Genomic DNA, 18295 nt, shown 5'->3' with positions numbered 1-18295 from the left:
CCAGCGATCCCGGATTCGACAGATGGCGGCGGCCTATTTGCGCAGCGCGTTCAAGAGATTCATCGAGGGTTCGCCATCGGCATCCATGCCGATGCGCTGCTGAACCGCAGCGATCGCAGCCTTCGAGCCGGAGCCGAAATTGCCGTCGACGACGCCGTCATAATAGCCGAGTTGCTTCAATCGCGTCTGCAGCTCGAACTTCTGCTGCACGTTCAGCGTGCCGCTCGGACGTGGCCAGGATTGCTGCATGCCGCCATAGCCGGCGATCTGATCGGCAAGCAGGCCGACCGCTAGGGCATAGCTGTCCGATGCGTTGTAGCGTTTGACGGTGAAGAAGTTGCCGGTCATCAGGAAGCCGGGGCCGTTCGGGCCGCCCGGTATCTTCAGCTGTGCGCGGTCGGAGGTCTGGCGGAAGCCCTTGCCGTTGGGGCGTACGAAGCCGAGCGCCGCCCATTGAGCGATGGTGTGCGTCTTGCCGGTCTGAGCGTGGCCGCCGGCGGGCACGACGACTTCGTAGCCCCAGGTACGGCCGGTGTCCCAGCCATTCTTCGCGAGAAGATTGGCTGTCGTCGCCAAGGCGTCCGGAATGGAGTTCCAGATATCGGCATGGCCGCTGCCATCGGCATCAACCGCATAAAGCAGGTAGCTGGTCGGGATGAACTGGGTGTGCCCCATGGCGCCGGCCCAGGAACCGTTCAAATCCTTGCGCGAGATGTCGCCCTTCTGCAGGATCTTCAGCGCGGCGATGAGCTGCTTCTTGGCGTAGCCGGCCCGCTTCGGATCGGCATAGGCAAGCGTCGCCAGCGCGCGCGGCACGTAATGCAGCCGGTCGTTCTTGGCGAGAACGGCGCCATAGTTCGACTCCATCGACCAGATGGCGAGAATGATATTTCGATCCACGCCGAAATGCTGCTCGAGCGCGCGCAGTGTGGACGCGTATTTGACCGCCATCTTCCGGCCAATATCGACCGTATACGGATTAACGCGGGAATCCAGGTAATCCCAGATTTGGGATTTGAATTCCGGTTGATACTGCGCTTTTTCAAGGACTGTGGGGTCGGGGTCCGTCACACCGGCAAATGCATTGCGGTAGGTCGATTGCGTAATGCCGCTCTTTGCGGCGGTCGTATAGAAGCCCGCGATCCATTTTTGGAACCCTGGGTCAGCATTGGCGTTAACGGGAGCAAGTCCCGCGAAGGCACCGAGCGCGAGCGCCAGAGCGAGACCAAGAAGGGAGTGTTTGCGGTTTACGGTCATCGACAGCCTTGTCCATCAATCGTTGGATTTCGGTGCGGCGATGCGCGTAGCATCGGCCCAAGCTTGACACTAAACGAACGAAGTCAACAAATTCTTTACCATGGAAGTGCCGGTCAGTCATTATTTGCAAAACAGTAGCAAATTTAATCTACTGACCTTTAGAATGGCTTGGCGCCAATTATTGAATGCCCAGGAGGTATGAGTGGGACAGCATAAGAAGGTTCGTAAGGCAGTATTTCCGGTCGCAGGACTAGGGACGCGGTTCTTGCCGGCGACCAAGGCGGTGCCGAAGGAAATGCTGACCGTCGTCGATAAGCCGGTGATTCAGTACGTCGTCGACGAGGCGATGGAAGCCGGGATCGAGCATTTCGTATTCGTGACAGGCCGCAGCAAGCACGTCATCGAAGATTATTTCGATATTCAGTTCGAGCTGGAGCATACGCTGCGCCAGCGCAACAAGAATGCCGAGCTGTCGCTGCTGAACGGCCTGCTGCCGAAAGCAGGCACGGCCAGCTTCACCCGCCAGCAGGAGCCGCTCGGTCTTGGCCACGCCGTCTGGTGCGCCCGCGAGATCGTCGGCGACGAGCCTTTCGCGCTGCTGCTGCCAGACATGGTCATGCGAGCCGAAAAGGGCTGCATGAAGGGGATGATCGAGCTTTACGAGCAGAGCGGCGGCAACGTCATCGCCGTTGAGGAATGCGCTCCCGATCAAACCCACAAATACGGCATCGTCGGCGTCGGCGATACGATCGGCAGCGGTTTCCGCATCACGGAAATGGTCGAAAAGCCCGCCAGGGGCACGGCTCCGTCCAACTTTTTCATCAACGGCCGCTACATCCTGCAGCCGGAAATCTTCCGCATCCTGGAGAGCCAAGAGCGCGGCGCCGGCAACGAGATTCAGCTGACCGACGGCATGCTGAAGCTCGCACAGTCTCAGGATTTTGCCGGCTACCACTTCCGGGGCCAGACCTTCGACTGCGGCGCAAAGGATGGATTCATTCTCGCCAACGTCGCGTTTGCTCTTTCGCGCGCGGATATCCGCCCGACCATCGAAGATGAGCTGAAGGGGCTGATCGCTGCTTTGAAGTAAGCTGCCGATTCATCGAAAATGAAAAGTTAGGCCCGGCTATGCCGGGCTTTTTCATTGTAGAACCGGACAGGTTTCGATGGGGATCGCGGCGCGATTAGCGCTTCACCGTCAAGCCGACACCGGCCTGGAGCTGCCGCGTGTCGTCGCCGGCTTTTCTGGTGGTCAGCTGGTAGCCAATATTGCCCGTCAGATCGAGATAGCGGTTGATCCCCCAGGTCAGGCCGAGTGCTGCGTCATATTCGGTCTCGTCGGCCACACTGCCGCCGGAAGGATAATCACGCCAGATCGTTCCGCCCGTCACTTTGGCGGTGAGATCGTCGCGCAGCTGATGGCTCACGGTGCTTGTGAGGCGGTAAGCGGTATAGCCGCCCAGGCCGGGCGTGGTCGACGGTTGAACCGTGCTGGAAAGGCCGATGCTGACATCGGTGCCGCGCTGCGGCGACCAGGCGAGGCTGCCGTCGATCGTCGGCGAGTCGATCGAGGCAAGGCGCGCATCGTCGAATTCCGTATGCTGATAGCCGAAGCCGAGCTCGCCCTTCAATTTTTCGCCGAGATCGAATTCGACGCCGGCCTTGCCACCATAGCTCTGGTTCGAGCGGGCATAGCCGTTGCTGTCGCGCGTCTGGTCGTAAACCGCGACGCCGAGGTCGGCTTCTACGAAGGGAATGATCACCGGCGAGAGCTCGTAACCGATGCGGCCGCGCCATGTGCCGGCCGTCTGGTCGCGGTCGCTGAGTGTGACCTGGGTCCCGTCAGAGAGCACGGCATCGGAATAGACCGTTCGGGTCAGCGCGACGGCGGTCGTGCCGCGTAGCAGGCCGAAGTCACGTTCCAGCGAGAGCCCGGTGGAGAACTGATTGACGGCGGACTGTTTCGAAGCGCCGGCTATGGCGTTCGGGTCGTTGGTATCTTCCCGATAGAATTGGTAGCCGGCGGTGACGTGGGCGGTGGTGTTGGCGGGAAGGTCGAGCCGCAGGTCGGCATTGATCGTGACCACCGGCTGTTCCGCGCCGGCGCCGCTGAGGTTCTTCTGCCAGACGCCTTCGCCGGTGATGGTCAAGGCGTGCCGATCCCAATCCGATGTCAGCGTGCTGCGCAGGTCCGTCTGCAGGAAGGTGCGGTTGTTCTCGGTGGAGCCGGTCTTATTCCGCTCCATATTGATGGACTGATTGACCGAGGGGCGCAGGGTGAACGTGCCGAGCGGTATGCCTTGCGCATCGGCGCGATCGGGATGCGCTCGCGTCCTCAAGCCATCGATGGCGGGCTCGCGTGAGTTGACGCGGCGCAGATCGTCGCCGAGCGTGGAGCCCGTCGTGGTCGGATCGACGCCCTCGAGGCGAAGGCGCATGTTCGGTGGCGCGTCCGCATTGGTGCTGGAGACCTGGTTCGCGGACTGTGCCGCCTGCGCATCGGCTGCTGATGCTGCCGTCCGGTCGGGCGCAGTGCTTGAGCTCGGTAGTGCCAACGGATCGTCGAGGCCTTGGTCAGGTGCGAGTGCCTGGGCGTCGGCAGACATCGGCGCGGCGAATACGACACTCCAGCCCAGCACGGCGGATGTCGCCCATGCCGTCAGCCGGAGGGCACTTTTACCCGCCTTGTTCTTGCCGATGTTCATGTTGTCTATATCTGACCTTGCTGGAAATGCATAAATCCTTACCCAAGTGTAAAGCCGTGTGGTTAACGCTTGGTTGCTGAAGAGCGGTTGTGCGGATCGCAGCGGCAATATTATCGAGGTCGAGCAGTGCACCGCGCTGTTGGCACAGGTCGATCTACGGTGGACAGATTTGCGGAAAAGCGTTAGGCCTCCCTCATGAATAAGAGAGCTGTGAAATTCGTCGAGAACGGCGCGATCGAGTCCGCGATGCGAACGATCGAGACCGAAAGACGGGGTATGGAAGCGCTGGAACATGCGCTGAGCGACGGTCTGGCCGAGCCTTTCAGCCGCGCGGTGGAGATCATCGGCGACATCAGCGGCCGCGTCGTTATCACCGGTGTCGGCAAGAGCGGCCATATCGGCAACAAGCTCGCCGCAAGTCTGGCCTCCACAGGCACGCCAGCCTTCTTCGTCCACCCGGTCGAGGCCAATCACGGCGATCTCGGCATGATCACGCAGGACGACGTCATCATTGCGATGTCCTGGGGAGGTGAAAGCGCCGAGCTGCGCGGCATCATCAGCTATTCCCGCCGCTTCTCCATCCCGATGATCGCCATCACCGCCGGCGAGACCTCGACGCTCGCGCGTGAGTCGGATGTGGTGCTGCTGCTGCCCAAGGAGCAGGAAGCCTGTCCGCACGGACTGGCACCGACGACATCGACGCTGCTGCAATTGGCCATTGGCGATGCGCTGACCGTGGCTCTGCTAGAAGCGCGCGGCTTCACGGCCGAGGATTTCCGCACCTTCCATCCTGGCGGCAAGCTGGGTGCCAGCCTCTCGCATGTCGCCGATATTATGCACAAGGGCGACCGCGTGCCTCTGGTTCGCCTTGGCACCGGCATGCCGGAAGCAGCGATGACGCTCTCAAAAATGCGTTTCGGCTGCGTCGGCGTGATCGACGACGACGGCTGTCTGTGCGGCATCGTCACCGATGGCGATATCGCCCGCAATCTCGGCACCAGCCTTGCCGATATGCGCGTGGACGAGGTGATGACCCGCAATCCGAAGACGGTGAAGGAAACGACACTGGCGACGAGCGCCATGGCCGTGCTCAATCGCCACAATATCTCGGCGCTTATCGTCATCGATGACGCACGGCGGCCGATCGGCGTCGTGCATTTTCACGATCTGCTGCGGATCGGTGTGGCCTGATCAGACGGGTTCGACCGTGAGCTCTCGACCGTTGCTGGCGACGATCTTGACGCGGGTGCCGACCGGCAAGTCCGGCCCGCTGACCGTCCAATAGGTATCGTTCAGGCGAACGCGTCCCCGGCCTTCCTTGATCGGCTGATCGAGCGTTGCCGTGCGCCCGACCAGGCCGGCGCTGCGCTGGTTCAGGAAGGGCTCGTCCGTGACTTGGTTGTTGTTGTAGAGATAGCGGCGGCCGAGCAGGGTGACGATCACGGCCGTAGCGGCAAAGACAAGTCCCTGCACTTGCCAGACCCAGAAGGCACTCGTCCAGAAGAGCAGCGACAAGGCCCCGACGATGATGGCGGCAAGCCCGATCCAGACAAGGAAGAAGCCCGGCAGGATCAACTCGGCGGCAAGCAGCACCAGACCGACCAGCCACCAGCTCCAGGGACCGAGCTCGACGACGAGACTGTCGAACATCTCAGCTCTCCTTTGATGTCAGCGGATTGATCGACGGCGTGGTGCGTGTGGAGCCTGAGCGCGGACGGGAAGGCTGCGGCGCGCCGTTGCCGTCGCCATTGTCGCCGAAAACTTCGCGGGCGATGGCGCCGATACCGCCGAGCGAGCCGATAATGGCGCTGGCTTCCATCGGCATCAGCACGATCTTCGAATTGCCGGCCGAGCCGATCGCGGTCAGGGCTTCGGTATATTTTTGCGCGATGAAATAGTTGATCGCCTGCACGTTGCCTTCGGCGATGGCTTCGGACACCACTCGGGTCGCCTTCGCCTCGGCCTCGGCCAGACGTTCGCGGGCCTCGGCATTGCGGAAGGCCGCTTCGCGCTGACCTTCGGCCTGCAGGACGGCGGCCTGCTTGGCACCTTCTGCACGCAGGATCTGCGCATTGCGCAGGCCTTCCGCTTCCAGAACCTGGGCACGCTTTTCACGCTCGGCCTTCATCTGCCGGCCCATGGCGTCGACCAGATCTTTCGGCGGCTGGATGTCCTTGATTTCGACGCGCGTCACCTTGATGCCCCAAGGTTCCACCGCCTCATCGACCACGCGCAGCAATCGCTCGTTGATGGCGTCGCGGTTGGACAAAAGCTCATCCAGATCCATCGAACCCATGACGGTACGGATGTTGGTCTTGGTGAGGTTGAGGATCGCGGTTTCGAGATTGGTGATCTGATAGGCGGCCTGCGCTGCATTCAACACCTGGAAGAAAGCCACCGCATCGGCGGAGACGCTTGCATTGTCCTTGGTGATGACTTCCTGGGTTGGAACGGCCAACACCTGCTCCATCACGTTCATCCGGACGCCGATCGTGTCAATGAAGGGCACGATCAGGTTGAGCCCCGGTTCCAGTGTTCGGATATAGCGGCCGAAGCGCTGGATCGTGTACCGATAGCCCTGCGGCACGGTCTTGATGCCCGCAAACAGCACCAGGATGACCAAGACCACCAGGGCAATCACAACAATGCTGAAACCACCGACCACCATCGAACTCCTCCATGGACGCGCCCGCCTGCAGCGGGGGCCGCGTCGCGTAAATCGCCGCCGTTCTGCCTCTAACGCTCGGCCGAGCATAGGAGGCAGCAGCTCAATCAGATGTGGTGGGTTAGCATGTTCTCGGCAAGTGAGGAATGGGGCTGCGACGGGTGTTCAAGCCTGCCGCGGCGGCATGGTTCGATCAATCTATCGCGATCAAGGTCTTGCGCCGGACGATTGATCTTCATACCTTATCAAGTGAATTTCCGGCTCCGCTGCCACGCAGCCTTTCGAGCCAAGCCATTGCGGATCATCGGGGTGAGGCTATGAACATAGATAGGACCTTGCGGTCGGTCGTGGCCGTACACGCGTCAATTCCGGAAGATGCTTTTACGGCGACAACGCTCGGCATCCGCAGGGAAGGCAGCGGTGTGGTCATCCGGGGAAACGGCCTGGTCTTGACGATCGGCTATCTGATCACCGAAGCGGACGAGGTCTGGCTGACGACCAATAGCGGTCGCGTGGTGCCTGGCCATGCCCTGGCTTACGATCAGGAAACCGGGTTCGGCCTGGTGCAGGCGCTCGGCCCGCTCGACGTGCCAGCCCTCGAATTCGGCGATGCCAGCAAGGCGGAGATCGGCGATGAAGTTGTCGTCGCCGACGGGATCGGCCAGTTCGTCGAGGCGAAGATCGTCGCCAAGCAGGAATTCGCCGGCTATTGGGAATATCTGCTCGACGAGGCGATCTTCACGGCACCGGCCCATCCCGCGTGGGGCGGAGCTGCGCTTCTCGACGAGGATGGCAAGCTCCTCGGCATCGGTTCGCTGCACCTGCAGATGGCGACCCAGAATGGTGACAGTGCCGACATCAACATGATCGTGCCGATCAACCTGCTGATTCCGATCCTGGACGACCTGATCAAGCGCGGCCGGGTCAACAAGCCGCCGCGGCCTTGGCTTGGCGCTTTTTCCGCGGAAAGCAACGGCGAGGTCGTCGTCATGAGCGTCACTGAAGGCGGGCCTGCGGCCAAGGCAGGGTTACGCCGGGGCGACGTCATTTCCGAGGTTCGCGATGGGGAGGTCGACGGGCTCGCCGATTTCTACCGCAAGATATGGCAGAGCGGACCGGCGGGCGCCGAGATCCCGATGCGGGTGCTGCGCGACGGCCGCGAGGCTTGGCTGCGCGTCAAATCTGGCGATCGCGGCAGCTTCCTCAAGAAGCCGCAGCTTCAATAGACCTGCATCGCCGGCATTGCTGCCGGCGGGTTCTCAAACCCAGCCGAGCAGCTCTCGCCGCACGACCTTTTCCAGCACGTTCATGCCGTCTTCGCTGTCGTTAAGGCAGGGAATATGGGTGAACTTGTCGCCGCCATTGTGATGGAAGGATTCGGCTGCCTGCTCGGCGATCTCCTCCAGCGTCTCCAGGCAGTCCGAGACGAAGCCCGGATTGAGCACGGCGATGCGCTTGGTGCCGTTTTTGGCCAGCTCTTCCACCGTCTTGTCGGTGTAGGGTTGCAGCCATTCCTCCGGGCCGAAACGGGACTGGAACGTGACCGTAAGCTGATCCTCTGAAAGACCAAGTCTCTCGCGCAGCAGGCGGCCGGTCTTCTGACAGAAGCAATAATAGGGGTCACCCAGCTTGAAGTAGGACATCGGTATGCCGTGGAAGGAGGCGAGGATCTTTTCGGGCTGCCAGTCCAGCGTCGAGAGGTGCCGGGTCACGGAGCTGGCAAGCGCTTCGATATAAGTCTCGTCGTCGTGATATTGCGGCACGGTTCGGATCGCCGGCTGCCAGCGCATCGTCGCCAGCTTTTCGAACGCCTTGTCGTTGACGGTTGCCGTCGTTGCTGCCGCATATTGCGGATAGAGCGGAAAGAGCACGATGCGCTCGCATCCCTCATCCTTCAGCGCCTGGATGCGGTCTGCGATCGAGGGCTGGCCGTAACGCATCGCCCAATCCACCCGGACATTGGGCAGGTCGCGCAGGCGCTCGGCCATCAGATCGGACTGGTTGCGCGTATAGGTGCGCAGATAGCTTTCGTTCTTCTCCTTGTTCCAGATCGTCTCATAGGCCTTGCCGACCTTCCGCGGTCGGGTGTTGAGCACGATGCCGAACAGGATCGGGTACCATTTCCAGCGCGACCATTCGATGACGCGGCGGTCGGTCAGAAACTCGCGCAAGTAGCGGCGCATCGAGGCATAGTCGGTGCCGTCGGGTGTTCCCAAGTTGATGAGCAGCACGCCAACCTTGCCGTATTTCACGCTTGGGTGATCGGACGGAAGCGCGGTCGGGTTTGCTGTCATCGATTGAATTCCTCTCAAGATACGAAGCACTTCACATAGGAACAAAAACCGGCCCGGGGAAGCCCGGACCGGCTGGGATATGCGAGACAAATCGTCCTTACTCGGCTGGAATCCTCAACTTTTCGCCGACCGACAGATGATGCGGCTTGATGTTGCGGTTGGCGGCCAGAAGCTTGTGCCATTGCTTGGCGCTGCCGTAGTAGGTCTTGGCGAGATTCCAGAGAGTGTCGCCGGCGACGACGACATGCGTCGTCGGTGTTTTCGGCGGTTCGCTGACCGTGGCTTGCGGCGCGGCGGCTGCCGGAGCTGTGGCCGCCGGTGCGGAAGCGGCCGGCGTTTCAGCCGCGGGAGCCGGTGTTTTAGCCGCGGGGGCTGACGTCGCAGGCGCCGACTTTGCCGGATCCGAATTTGCCGGAACGGTTGGTGCAGGCGTCGGGTTTGCCGGCATGGTCGTGCTTGGCGTGGTCATGGCGGGAGCCGAAGAGGCAGGCGCCGCTGCGGGCGCGGCGGCGGTGCTTTCGGCAGCGGCCGGTGCCGGCTTTTGCTCCGGTGCGGCTTGCGGCTTGGTATCGGCGGGCTTTGCCGGCTCCGGCTGTGCTGCCGCCTGAGCTGGGGCGACCTGAGTTACGCGACCGTCCGTATAGGGCTTGTAAGGATTGTGCGCGGCAAGATAGTCGGCGACCACCGATTCCAGATTGGGGCCGAAATCATAGGCATTCTTGCCATCCTTGGCGAAGACCGTGTAGCCGTCGCCGCCGGCGCGCATGTAGTTGTTGCTGACGACGCCGTAGGTCTTTTCCGGGTCCAGCGGCTTGAATTCCGTGCCTTCCTGCACCTCGACGGATACAAGACGGCTGCCAGCGGGCTTGGATTTGTCGAAGCTGTATTTGAGACCGGCAACCTGCGGGAAGCGTCCGGCACCGTCGTCGATCTGGCTGAGGCCGTTTTCGAGCGCTGCCTTCACGCCGGCACCGGTCAGCTGGAAGGTCGCGACCGTGTTCTGGAAGGGCAGCACGGTCAGCACGTCGCCCATGCTGACGTCACCGGCGCCAATGGAGGCGCGCAGGCCGCCGCCGTTCTGGATGGCGATGGAAATGCCTTGCCCCTTGGTGCGGTCGAGCATCGCGTCGGCGACGAGGTTGCCCATCGAGCATTCCTGCACGCGGCAGATTTCGCGCGCGCCCTCGATCGGAGCCTGCGAGTTGCCAATGACCTTCTTGCGCAGCTCTTCGATCGGCTTGGCCATTTCCTGGACGCGGGCGGCAATGGCGGGGTCTGGCTTGATGGAGGCATCGAGCAGGATCGGGTCGCCCTTGGCGTCCTTGACCGCGCCATTGTCGTCGAAAGTGACGACAAGATCGCCGAGATATTTGCTGTAGGACGCGGCCTGAACCACCGGCACTTTGTAGCCTGCCGGATTGTCGACCATGGTCGGATAGGGGCCGGCCGCCTTCGGATCCGTATTCGACAGCAGCGTATGCGAGTGACCGCCGACGACGATGCTGACACCGGCGATCTTGGCAATCTTTTCGACATCGCGCGGATAGCCGACATGGGTGAGCGCGATGATCTTGTTGATGCCTTGTGACTTCAGCGCGTCCACCTCGGCGCTGATGGCGGCGGCATCGTCGGTGACTTTGACATGTGGGCCAGGGGAGGCGACTTCGGGCGTTTCGGTGGTCACGGCGCCGACGATGCCGATCTTTTGCCCGCCAATGTTGAGAACGATCGATTTCTTGATGCGATTGCCAAGCTTCGACTGGTCGTCGATCACCAGATTGGCAGTCACGACGGGGAACTGGGCCTTGTCGAGGAAGGCGGCAAGCGGACCTTCGCCATCATCAAATTCGTGATTGCCGACGGTCATGGCGTCGATCTTCATGTCGTTGATGAACTCGACTTCGGCTGCTCCTTTATAGGTCGTGTAGAACAGGGAGCCTTGGAAATTATCGCCGGCGTCGAGCACCACCACATTCTGGCCGGCAAGAGCTGCGCGCCTCTGGTCGATGGCGGCTTTCAGCCGCGCCGCGCCACCGAAGCATTCGTTCTTGGCTTCCTCGGCTGCGGAGCAGGTCGAATCGAATTTGTTGATCGACTCCACGCGCGAATGGAAATCGTTGAAGTGCAGGATATTGAGCTGATAGTCCGCGAAGGCGGCGCTGCTGCTGAGCGCCAGCAGCGTGGCGGCCAAAAGACCCGCTCCGAAGGGCTGCTTCATCTGTCTCTCCTGTTCGTCGTTGCAGTCCGGTCCGCCCATGCCCCATGGCGGTCCCTCGCGAATGTTTTCATCACGGCGGAGCGAGTGCAAGCAAAAGCTGTTGGCTTCATTAGGATTTTACGAGGAGGCGCATGCCTCGATGGAGGCGCTTCCATAGGACTCCCGTAGTGCCGAGGCAACCTTCCAGCCGAGGGAGCAGAAAACGAGCAGGCAGCAGAGTGCTGCGACGACATGAAAACGCCGACGGCGATCCCGATAAAGCAGGATCGCGCCGGCGCCATAGATCAGCAGGGCTGGCACGGCGTACATGAGAACGCTCATCGGCCCGTCGCAATCGAGTGCCTCGATGCCTTGAGCCCGATAGCTGTTGACGGGAACGACCATCGCCAGAAGGGCGACGGGCAGGGCTGCGATGAGGGCCAGATAGAGAACCATCATCCCGCGCATTGTGCCCTATCCGTCCGCCCGGGCCGTTCAGCCCTGGCGATTGAGAGAGAAGTGTCCGCCCGTCTCGGAGGTGCAGTTCAGTTGACCTGGGTTCGCCATGAAGCAATTCACCTTGGAGCTGGTGCGCTTGATGTTCGAATAGAGATTGATCTGGATCACGCCAGAGGGGTCGGTCGTGTAGGTTCCCGAAGCCATCTGCTGGTTCGTGCCGTCGGTCGTGTGCGTCTCGAACCGACCGGCATTGAACGTCGAATTCAGGCCGTTTGAATCGGCCCAGCTGCCTTCTACCGAGTTTGTCCGCGACTGTGCACCTGAGTTCATTGTCATCGGAGGCGGTCTCGATCCGCCGAAATCGACACAGGCGGACAGGGCTGCTGCGGCAGCAACGAGGGAAAGGGTGGTTCTGAGCTTCATAAAGGTCTCCCGCGATGAAGGGCGGAGTGGTGTCGTGTCGGTTGCGAGAAAGATGGCGCGGCTATTGGGTTAAAGCAAGGCGTCAGAAGGCAACTGCTTGATTTATCCCGCTTGCGTAACAAAAATGCCCGCACGACCTGTGCGGGCATTCGAGCATTGCGTTTCGCGAATGCTATTCCTTTTAGCGAACGAGGATGTTCTTGAACTGCCAGGGATCCTTCGCGTCGATGTCTTCCGGGAACAGGCCCGGACGGCCGTCGAGCGGGGTCCAGTCGGTGTAATGACCCTCAACCGGACCGAGATAGGGCAGCTGCACTTCGAGGCAACGCTTGTAGTCGATCTCGTCGGCTTCGACGATGCCGGCGGTCGGGTTTTCGAGTGCCCAGACCATGCCGGCGAGAACGGCCGAGGTCACCTGCAGACCGGTGGCGTTCTGGTAGGGAGCGATTCGGCGGGTCTCTTCCAGAGACAGGCGCGAACCGTACCAGTAGGCGTTCTTGTCATGGCCGTAGAGCAGCACGCCGAGTTCGTCGATGCCGTCTTCCAGTTCGTCCTCGTCAAGAACGTGGTGAACCGGCTGCGGGGTGCCGCCATTGCCGAACATTTCGTGCAGCGAGAGCACGGCATCGTTGGCGGGATGGTAGGCATAGTGGCAGGTCGGGCGGAAGGTGACTTCGCCGTCCTTGTCGCGGACCGTGAAGAAGTCGGCGATCGAGATCGATTCGTTGTGCGTGACCAGGAAGCCGTACTGCGGGCCAGGCGTCGGGCACCAGGTGCGAACGCGGGTGTTGGCGCCCGGCTGCTCCAGATAGATGGCGGCTTGGCAGCCCTTCTTGTGCTTCTTGGCGTTCTTCGGCATCCAGTTTTCATGGGTGCCCCAGCCGAGTTCGGCCGGCTGCAGACCTTCGGAGATGAAGCCTTCGACCGACCAGGTGTTCCAGAAGACGTTGAGCGGCTTCGGATGCTTGGTGCGCTGCGTGTCGCGCTCGGCAATGTGGACGCCCTTGACGCCGACCTTCTTCATCAGCTTGGCCCAACCTTCGCGGTCGTGCTGATCCGGCTCTTCGAACTTCACGCCGATATCCTTGGCGAGGTTGACGAGCGCCTGCTTGACGAACCAGGAGACCATGCCCGGATTGGCACCGCAGGTGGAAACGGCCGTCGAACCGCCCGGGTTCTTTTCCTTTTCCTTGCGCATGGTTTCGCGCAGCGCATAGTTCGTGCGGTCGGCGTTCTTCAGGCTCTTGTCGAAATAGAAGCCGAGCCAGGGTTCGACGACGGTGTCGATGTAGAGGACGTCGAGCTTGCGGCACAGCTTGACCAGATCGAGCGAGCCGGTGTCGACCGAGAGGTTGACGCAGAAGCCCTGGCCGCCGCCTTCCGTCAGGAGCGGCTTCAGGAGATCCTTGTAATTGTCCTTGGTGACATATTCCTGGATATGACGGACGCCATGCTTTTCCAGGATCGCCAGGTGCTCGGCATCCATCTGCGGGTCGATCACGACCATCCGGCTCTTGTCGAATTTGAAATGGCGCTCGATCAGGGGCAGGGTGCCGCGACCGATGGAGCCAAAGCCGATCATTACGATCGGACCGGTAATTTCGGCATATACCGGATAGTTGTGTTTCGTCATTCTTTTCTCCTTCGAAAGGCGGGACGCCGTTCGGTTCACGAAATTCAATCAGAGTTTGCGCTAAAACGCGGGGTGAGCGGCTCTAATCATAATTTGATGTCACAATAAAGAGCTGTTCAGGGTTAGCCGGGCAAAGTCAAGTGCGGCCAACATACACGCCATATGCGACGAGTTTGTTGCCTTCAAGGTTGGTTTTCGCTGACCAAAGCGGAATAGGGTTAGAGGCGTCTCCCGTCAATCAGGCTCTCAAGGTTTCCAATCCGTCGATGACGGTGGTGAGGGCGATTTCCTGAACCTCATAGGCGGCGACGCCATGGATGGTGAAGGGATCGGAGGCGACATAGGCTTCCAGATCGGCGCGATCGCCACGGGCGAAGATGACGCCGCCGGTGCGCGGCACCTTGCGGCCCGACGCAAGGAACCAGCCCTTGGCATATCCTTCCTTCACCCAGGCCATATGCGGCTCCATGTGTTTGTCGGCTTCGTCATTGCCCTTGAGGTAGGTAAGCGAGAGAATGAACATGCAATCAATTCCACAGGAGTTGCGCGCGGATCAGGCCGCGCAGGGAGTTACCGACATAAAGAGTGCGATCTTTCAGGTCGTCGAGCCGGATGCGTCCGACACGGGCCTTGCGCTGGCAGATCAATTCCGTGCGCAATACGCCGGCAAGCAGGCCTGAGGAGATCGGCGGCGTGCGCAATATCTCCTGGCCGTCATCAAGGAAGACGGAGGTGATCGTGCCCTCGCAAACCTCGCCCTTCTCGTTGAGCAGCAACACCTCGTCCGCCTCGTCGGGGCGATATTCGGCGCGTGCCACTTCATAAACCGCCCGGCGCGTGGTCTTGACGCGCAGAAGCTTGTCGGCGGAATCGAGCCGGGTTGCGGCGATGCGGACGCGCCAGACGATATCGGGCGGCAGCGGGGTAAAGGGGGCCGTCGTTACCGCCGTTTGTCCCTCGCGATCCAGCGTCAGCCGGACCCTCAAGGGCGCGTTGGCGCCGGAAACCGCATGCTCCAGTTTTCCAAGCACGTTTTGCGGAGCCGAGAAACCAAGGCGGCGGGCGGAGCGCTGCAGTCGGGCGAGATGCAGGCGCAGACGGACGAAGCCGGTTTCCGGCTCGTAGCGCAGCGTCTCGATCAGGCAAAAATCCTCTACAGGTCGATCCATCGGTCCCCCACGGCGAAGCGCGCCTTGAGGAGGCACTCCTCATATTCCGCTTCCGCCGTCGAATCGAAGACGATGCCTCCGCCGACATTGAACACCGCACGGCCGTCTTCGAAAAGCGTGATCGTGCGGATCGCCACCGAAAAACGCATGGCGCCAGTCGGCGAGATCATGCCGATCGCGCCGCAATAGGCGTCGCGTGGACTGTCCTCGAGCTCATGCAGGATTTCCATCGCCCGCATCTTCGGCGCGCCTGTGATAGAGCCGCAGGGGAAGAGTGCTGCAAAAAGGTCGCGGATTGTCATGCCGGAGAGCAGCTTAGCCTGCACATGGCTCACCATCTGGTGCAGAGTGGGATAGGTCTCGATCTCGAACAACTTGGGCACTTCAAGCGTGCCGACCTCGGTGACGCGGGAGATGTCGTTGCGCAGGAGATCGACGATCATGCGGTTCTCCGCCTGCGTCTTTTCGTCGGCAAGCATCGCGGCGATGATCTCGTCATCCTCAGCGGCATTCGCTCCGCGCTTGGCCGTGCCCTTCATCGGATGCGTCTCGATCCAGCCTTCCTCATCGGTCCGGAAGAAGAGCTCCGGGGAGCGCGACAGGATAATCGGTCCGCCGAGTTCGACGAGCGCACCGTATTTCACGGGCTGCCGCTCGATCAGCGACCAGAAGGCCGCCCGCGCGTCACCATTCCAGCGGGCATGGATCGGCATGGTGAGGTTTGCCTGATAGCAGTTGCCCAGGCGGAGATGCTGGTGCAGCCTCTCGAACCTCTCCTTATATATTGGGAAATCCCAGGCGGCTTTCGGCTCGGTCAGGAATTCCTGATTTTCGCGGCGCTGCATGGGTTCGCTAAGCGGATGGTCGCCAGCCGCCGGGGCGTCGAAAACCCCGAAGCAGAGCAGTGGCGCTTCCCGGTCCTCTTCAACGAAGGCCGCAAGCTTTTCCTCGAAGAGATAGCCGGCTTCATAGGCCATATGGCCCGCCAGCCATTTTCCATCCTGCCTGGCTTTCTCCATCCGCTCCAGCGCGTCGAAGAACTGCGCACGCGTGCGGGCCGTAATGATCTCTGCGGGATCGGCAAAGATCATCATCTGTCCTGTGCTGTCGTCCCTGAAGAGGACGTAGTGTCGGCTGTCGGCCATGCGCGGATTTTAGTCCAGTTTTTTGTTCAGTCGATCTCAGGCTTGATTGCGCCTGATGCGTCTTCGCGCATGGCCTCTCACCCTAACCCTCTCCCCCGCTTGCGGGGAGAGGGAGTTACCGCAGCCACTCCCCGTGATTTGAACGAGGACAGTGCGGCTGATGTTGAACCGGTTCCCTCTCCCCGCAAGCGGGGAGAGGGTTAGGGTGAGGGGCTACGCGCGGCGGTGCTGCTATGGCGAAAATACCTGACCTGTTTCTTCTCAGAGCAGGCGAGAGATCTCAGTTGCTATCTAGCGCTTCCAACTCGTCGATCAGCCCTTCGATCATCGACAGACCCTTGCTCCAGAACGACGGATCGGTGGCATCGAGGCCGAAAGGCTTCAGGAGTTCGGAGTGATGCTTGGTGCCACCGGCCTTCAAGAGCTCGAAATACTTGTCCTGGAAACTCTTCTCGGCATTGCGGTAGACCGCATAGAGCGAGTTCACCAGGCAATCGCCGAAGGCATAGGCGTAGACGTAGAAGGGCGAGTGGATAAAGTGAGGGATATAGGCCCAGTAGGTCTCGTAACCCTCGGAGATCCTGATGGCCGGGCCTAAGCTTTCGGCCTGTACCGAGAGCCACAGCTCGCCGATATTGTCTGATGTCAGCTCGCCGCTCTTGCGGGCGGTATGCAGCTTGCGCTCGAATTCGTAGAAGGCGATCTGGCGCACGACCGTATTGATCATGTCCTCCACCTTCTGGGCGAGCATTGCCTTGCGTTCGCGCTTGTCGCTAGTCTTGTCGAGCAGGGCGCGGAATGTCAGCATTTCGCCGAAGACGGAGGCGGTTTCGGCCAGTGTCAACGGCGTCTGGCACATCAGCGCGCCCTGGCCGCCGGCCAGCACCTGATGCACGCCATGGCCGAGTTCGTGCGCCAGCGTCATGACATCGCGCGGCTTGCCCATATAGTTGACGAGAACATAAGGGTGGGCAGACGGCACTGTCGGATGCGCGAAGGCGCCTGGCGCCTTGCCGGGACGCACCGGCGCATCGATCCATTCCTCGTCGAAGAAGCGCTTGGCGATATCAGCCATTTCCGGCGAGAAATTGCCGTAGGCGGAAAGAACCGTGTCTTTCGCGTCGCTCCAGGGGATCAGCGCATTGGGCGTTTCCGGCAGCGGCGCATTGCGGTCCCAGAAATTCATCTGTTCCATGCCGAGCCACTTGGCCTTCATCTTGTAGTAGCGGTGCGAAAGCCGCGGATAGGCGTCGCGCACGGCGGCGGCCAATGCGTCCACCACTTCGCGCTCGACGCGGTTGGCCAGATGCCTGCTATCGGCGATATCCTCGAAGCCGCGCCAGCGGTCGGAGATTTCCTTGTCCTTGGCGAGCGTGTTGGTGATGAGCGTGAAGGTGCGCAGGTTGGCCTTGAACGTTTCGGCAAGCGCCATGGCCGCCTTGCGGCGCACTTCCGGATCCTGCTCCTGCAGCATGTTCAAGGCGACTTCCAGCGGATGCTTCTCGCCGTCGATCTCGAAGCGCAGCTCCGCCATCGTCTCGTCGAACAAGCGATTGAAAGCGGCGGCGCTCGTCATGGATTTTTCCAGGAACAGCTGCTCCAGCTTGTCGTCCAGCTGATGCGGCTTGTCCTTGCGCAGATCGACGATCCAAGGGCGATAGTGGCCGGCGGCGGGGTCGCTCGCCATGCAGGCGTCCATCGTCGCGTCGTCGATGCGGTTCAGCTCGAGCGGGAAGAACAGCAAGTGAGCGGCGTAATCCGTCAGCTTCGCCTGAACGTCGCCATAGAGCTTGCCGTTGGCCGGATCGATAGTATTGGAAAAATAGGTGAGTCCAGCGAACGAACCGAGGCGGCCCATGATATCGTCTAGCGCCTCATATTCCCTGATGGCGGCGCCGATACCGGCGTCGCCGGTCTTGTTGGCTGCTTCGGTGAGCTTTCCCTTCCACTTTTCCTCGAAGGCGATCGACATCTTGCCGGCCTTCTCCATGTCGCCGACAAAGGCAGGGGAGGTGGAGGAGGGATAGAGGTCGCTGAGCTTCCAGGCGGGCAGATCTCCAAGAGCGCTGCTCGCGGCAGCCTGGCTTGCGGAGAAATTAAGGGATTGACGGAGCGAGGTCGGGCTCATGGGCGATATTTCCTCTGCTTTATTATTTCGAAACGTCCGGTCCGATCGTGTCTATTCGGCCGGAAAGCCTGCTGCAAGGCCTGATTTTCCTACACCGACGGGTTGAATCACAGGCGCTGTTACATTCGTCATAATGATTAAAATGCGATGATTTGGCAAAACTTCATGTTCAAGCCTTTCTGCGAATGTTCGTGTCAGGTTTCGCATGAAGTGAGGCACC

16 protein-coding genes are annotated in these 18295 nt (G+C 61.0%); 3 read left to right on the top strand and 13 right to left on the bottom strand.

The genetic code is table 11. The annotated features are described in order from the left end of the window. Positions 1–33: 33 nt before the first annotated feature. Positions 34–1257, bottom strand: a complete 1224-nt coding sequence (locus GA0061102_RS16305) for a lytic murein transglycosylase (RefSeq protein ID WP_092850816.1) — start codon at positions 1255–1257, stop codon at positions 34–36. A gap of 202 nt (positions 1258–1459) precedes the next feature. On the opposite strand from GA0061102_RS16305, the gene galU reads away from it, so the two are divergent. Then, positions 1460–2347, top strand: coding sequence for a UTP--glucose-1-phosphate uridylyltransferase GalU (galU, locus tag GA0061102_RS16300; protein WP_092850814.1), 888 nt, complete (start codon positions 1460–1462; stop codon positions 2345–2347). A 94-nt stretch (positions 2348–2441) separates the two neighbouring features. Here galU and GA0061102_RS16295 read toward each other — a convergent pair whose 3' ends face one another. Then, complete coding sequence (locus GA0061102_RS16295; RefSeq protein ID WP_092850811.1) at positions 2442–3962, bottom strand: outer membrane beta-barrel protein; 1521 nt, start codon at positions 3960–3962, stop codon at positions 2442–2444. 195 nt (positions 3963–4157) lie between these two features. On the opposite strand from GA0061102_RS16295, the gene GA0061102_RS16290 reads away from it, so the two are divergent. Next, positions 4158–5153, top strand: a complete 996-nt coding sequence (locus GA0061102_RS16290) for a KpsF/GutQ family sugar-phosphate isomerase (protein ID WP_092850809.1) — start codon at positions 4158–4160, stop codon at positions 5151–5153. Here the strand turns inward: GA0061102_RS16290 and GA0061102_RS16285 are convergent, their stop codons facing one another. After that, positions 5154–5612: an NfeD family protein gene (locus GA0061102_RS16285; protein WP_092850807.1), complete on the bottom strand. Its 459-nt coding sequence runs from the start codon at positions 5610–5612 to the stop codon at positions 5154–5156. A gap of 1 nt (position 5613) precedes the next feature. Beyond that, positions 5614–6630, bottom strand: coding sequence for an SPFH domain-containing protein (locus tag GA0061102_RS16280; RefSeq protein ID WP_092850805.1), 1017 nt, complete (start codon positions 6628–6630; stop codon positions 5614–5616). Between the two features lie 314 nt (positions 6631–6944). Here GA0061102_RS16280 and GA0061102_RS16275 point away from each other — a divergent pair, with 314 nt between their 5' ends. After that, positions 6945–7853 (top strand): S1C family serine protease, encoded by a 909-nt coding sequence (locus GA0061102_RS16275; protein ID WP_092850850.1) that lies wholly within the window; start codon positions 6945–6947, stop codon positions 7851–7853. Positions 7854–7886: 33 nt separating this feature from the next. Here the strand turns inward: GA0061102_RS16275 and hemH are convergent, their stop codons facing one another. The 9 genes from hemH to GA0061102_RS16230 all read right to left on the bottom strand — a co-directional run bounded on the left by hemH (position 7887) and on the right by GA0061102_RS16230 (position 18075). Next, positions 7887–8921 carry a ferrochelatase gene (gene hemH / locus GA0061102_RS16270; protein WP_092850798.1) on the bottom strand — a complete coding sequence of 345 codons (1035 nt, stop codon included), beginning with the start codon at positions 8919–8921 and terminating at the stop codon, positions 7887–7889. 97 nt (positions 8922–9018) lie between these two features. Beyond that, on the bottom strand, positions 9019–11139 hold the full coding sequence (locus GA0061102_RS16265; RefSeq protein ID WP_092850794.1) for a 5'-nucleotidase C-terminal domain-containing protein: 2121 nt from the start codon (positions 11137–11139) through the stop codon (positions 9019–9021). 117 nt (positions 11140–11256) lie between these two features. Beyond that, positions 11257–11586 carry a hypothetical protein gene (locus tag GA0061102_RS16260; protein WP_092850790.1) on the bottom strand — a complete coding sequence of 110 codons (330 nt, stop codon included), beginning with the start codon at positions 11584–11586 and terminating at the stop codon, positions 11257–11259. 27 nt (positions 11587–11613) lie between these two features. Continuing rightward, complete coding sequence (gene omp10 / locus GA0061102_RS16255; protein WP_092850785.1) at positions 11614–12000, bottom strand: outer membrane lipoprotein Omp10; 387 nt, start codon at positions 11998–12000, stop codon at positions 11614–11616. Between the two features lie 181 nt (positions 12001–12181). Continuing rightward, on the bottom strand, positions 12182–13633 hold the full coding sequence (locus tag GA0061102_RS16250; protein WP_092850782.1) for a homospermidine synthase: 1452 nt from the start codon (positions 13631–13633) through the stop codon (positions 12182–12184). Between the two features lie 238 nt (positions 13634–13871). Continuing rightward, positions 13872–14156 (bottom strand): YciI family protein, encoded by a 285-nt coding sequence (locus GA0061102_RS16245; RefSeq protein WP_092850780.1) that lies wholly within the window; start codon positions 14154–14156, stop codon positions 13872–13874. Positions 14157–14160: 4 nt separating this feature from the next. After that, positions 14161–14802 carry an aminotransferase class IV family protein gene (locus GA0061102_RS16240; protein ID WP_092850778.1) on the bottom strand — a complete coding sequence of 214 codons (642 nt, stop codon included), beginning with the start codon at positions 14800–14802 and terminating at the stop codon, positions 14161–14163. Continuing rightward, complete coding sequence (locus GA0061102_RS16235; RefSeq protein WP_092850776.1) at positions 14787–15947, bottom strand: aminodeoxychorismate synthase component I; 1161 nt, start codon at positions 15945–15947, stop codon at positions 14787–14789. The genes GA0061102_RS16240 and GA0061102_RS16235 overlap by 16 nt, the downstream gene beginning before the upstream one ends. Before the next feature lie 280 nt (positions 15948–16227). Then, positions 16228–18075, bottom strand: a complete 1848-nt coding sequence (locus tag GA0061102_RS16230) for a M3 family oligoendopeptidase (protein WP_092850774.1) — start codon at positions 18073–18075, stop codon at positions 16228–16230. Positions 18076–18295 lie beyond the last annotated feature (220 nt).

The sequence above is a fragment of the Martinezella miluonensis genome, assembly GCF_900094545.1.
Taxonomy (GTDB): Bacteria; Pseudomonadota; Alphaproteobacteria; order Rhizobiales; family Rhizobiaceae; genus Rhizobium; species Rhizobium miluonense.
This window is presented reverse-complemented; position numbering and strand designations above follow the sequence as displayed.